The organism is Mesorhizobium sp. M7A.F.Ca.CA.002.05.1.1 (genome assembly GCF_003998335.1).
GTDB lineage: Bacteria > Pseudomonadota > Alphaproteobacteria > Rhizobiales > Rhizobiaceae > Mesorhizobium.
In genome coordinates this window covers 1-2,419 of the sequence record NZ_RZQI01000885.1, presented here as the reverse complement: position 1 = coordinate 2,419, position 2,419 = coordinate 1, and the positions used below count along the sequence as shown (strand labels likewise).

Genomic DNA, 2,419 nt, shown 5'->3' with positions numbered 1-2,419 from the left:
ATGCGACCATCCTGGCGGTCGGCGCCGGCGAGGAGCGGGCGGTGGTCAAGAACGGCGAGATCAAGATCGCCACCGTGATGTCGGTGACGCTGTCGACCGACCACCGCGCCGTCGACGGCGCGCTGGGTGCCGAACTGCTGGTCGCCTTCAAGAACCTCCTTGAAAATCCGATGGGCCTGCTGGTCTGATCCATCAAGCAGAAGCCGGCGTCGAATGATGCGCCGGCTTACGACAGAAACGACTTGTCAGGCGCCGACCCTTGACCCATGTTCTATCTGGATTGCGATCCAGGGAGGCCAAAATATGCCTGCATTCGACCCGTCTGACGTGAAAACCCTGTTCGGCAAGGTCATGGGCGCGTCGCCATCCGACATCAAGCTGGTGGCGCAGCGCCTGCACGACCACGCCTTCGAGCCGCGCATGTCGGCGGACGAGACCAGGCAGCTCGTCGCCAGCCTCGGCTATGACAGCCTGGACGCGTTCTGCGCCGACATCGGCTTGCCCACCCACATCGCCGAGCGGTGGAGCCGTTTCGGTGTTTCCGGCGAGATGAAGCAGGTGTTCACACTGTTGGCGGCGCAGCGCAAGCGGGTGGCCGAGGCGGTCGCCGAATTCGAATCCATGACCCATGTCGGTGTCGAGGATTTTTTGCGCGAGCGCGGGCTCATTTAGCGGGAAACACCGGAGCCAGTCGAACCGGCTCAGCCGCCCTTGGCAAGCAGCGCCGTGGCGGTATCGCTGTCGGTGATCAGCACGTTGGTGTCGACGGCTTTCAGCGCGGCGAGGATCGCCGCGACCTTGCGCTTGCCGCCCGCGGCAAGAACGACATTAGGCACGTTGCTGACCACATCGAGATCGATGGCCATGACGCGGCTGTTGACCTCGTGGTCGACCAGCCCGCCGGCGGCATCGACGAAATAGCACAGCATGTTGGCGACCGCGCCCTTCGCTTTCAGCGGAGCGATCAGCGATGACGGCACGATGCCATGCCGGAAGATGGTGGCGTCCGGCGACATGTCGCCGACGGTGAGCAGCGCGATGTCGGCGGCGGCCGCGCGTTGGCGCACATCCTGCAGGGTCGGCTGCGCCCAGAGGAGATCGCGCAGCGAGGAATTGTCGACCGTCACCGGCGCGGTGATCTGGTAGCTGTCGACCTCGAAGACGTCTGCGACCTTGGCTGCGACAATCGATGGATTGATCCATTGCGAGTGCGGCAGGCTGCCGACGAGCGCCACCACGCAGGCACGCTTCAGCTGCCGGCGGGCAAGGAAGCCGAGGCTGGCATGCAGGGTCGCGCCGCCACCGATCGCCAGCGTCATGCCGTCCTGCATCTGCTCGCCGAGGTAGGCCGCGACGGCATGGCCGATGGCCTTCTCCAGATGGTCATGCCCCGACGGCGTCGGGATGACGACGGCGGCGTTCAGACCCCAGCGCTTTTCCAGTTCCCGCTCGAGCGCCACCTGTCCGGCGGTCGGCGCGTTGATCATGGTGACGACAATGCCCTCGGCGGTGCAGGAGGCCAGCGTACGCATGACCTTCACCCTGGAGACATCGAGCTTTTCGGCGATCTGTTCCTGGGTGAAACCTTCGACATAGTAGAGCCATGCCGTCTTGACGTTAAGGTCCGACGAGACCATCGGCAGGCGAGCCTGTCTGGGTTTTTCTGTGGTCATCGGTTCCTGTCCCTCATGAGCCGTGGCCTGCCCGGTGCTCATCAAGGAAACACCGGCCGGATGTCAACTGATGCCGGATCTTCGGCGTGTCGATTGTCGCACATTTCTGTTCATTTGTAATTGACATCGTACATATGAACATATTTTGTGGGTTTCACGCGCTGTGTCATCCACCAGTCATATGCGCCGTGCAGGGAGGAAGAGACGGGGAGCCGGCCAGAGCCGGACCGGTCATGCACAGACAAGACAGGAGGTCTCATTGAAGACGCACTTCATCAAGCTGCTGGCCAGCCAGCTGGCACTCGCGGCAACTTTGTTTGCCGGCGTGGCAAACGCCGAAACACTGACGCTCTACACGTCCCAGCCGGAAGCCGACGCGGCCAAGACCGTGGATGCCTTCAAGAAGGCACAGCCGGGTATCGATGTGAATATCTATCGCTCGGGAACGAGCGATATCCTGACTAAGATGGCGGCCGAGTTTGCCGCCGGCAGCCCGCAGCCCGACGTGCTTCTGATCGCCGATGCGGTCTCGATGGAGCTGTTGAAGAAGGACGACCGGCTGCTGCCCTATCCCGAGGCAAAGCTCGAAGGCATCGAAGCGGATGCCTATGATGCCGGCAAGACCTATTTCGGCAGCAAGCTGATCACCACCGGCATCGTCTACAACACCGCGGCGACCGAGAAGCCGCAGCATTGGGCAGATCTCGCCAAGCCGGCCTATGCAGATGGCCTGGTCATGCCGAGCC

At 62.8% G+C, this 2,419-nt stretch carries 4 protein-coding genes; 3 read left to right on the top strand and 1 reads right to left on the bottom strand.

Translation table 11 applies throughout. The annotated features are described in order from the left end of the window. Together EN939_RS30020 and EN939_RS30015 are read left to right on the top strand one after the other, a co-directional pair. Positions 1-188, top strand: a 188-nt coding sequence (locus tag EN939_RS30020) for a 2-oxo acid dehydrogenase subunit E2 (protein WP_206517196.1), incomplete at its 5' end; no start/stop codon positions are given. Between the two features lie 115 nt (positions 189-303). Then, on the top strand, positions 304-672 hold the full coding sequence (locus EN939_RS30015) for a hypothetical protein (protein WP_127271283.1): 369 nt from the start codon (positions 304-306) through the stop codon (positions 670-672). Positions 673-701: 29 nt separating this feature from the next. Here EN939_RS30015 and EN939_RS30010 read toward each other — a convergent pair whose 3' ends face one another. Further along, the gene (locus EN939_RS30010) at positions 702-1,673 is read right to left on the bottom strand and encodes a sugar-binding transcriptional regulator (RefSeq protein ID WP_127271282.1); all 972 of its coding nucleotides are present in this window, start codon (positions 1,671-1,673) and stop codon (positions 702-704) included. 259 nt (positions 1,674-1,932) lie between these two features. Between EN939_RS30010 and EN939_RS30005 the strand changes: the two genes are divergently transcribed. Beyond that, positions 1,933-2,419 (top strand): extracellular solute-binding protein (locus EN939_RS30005; RefSeq protein WP_127271281.1); only part of this gene is annotated, 487 nt, incomplete at its 3' end.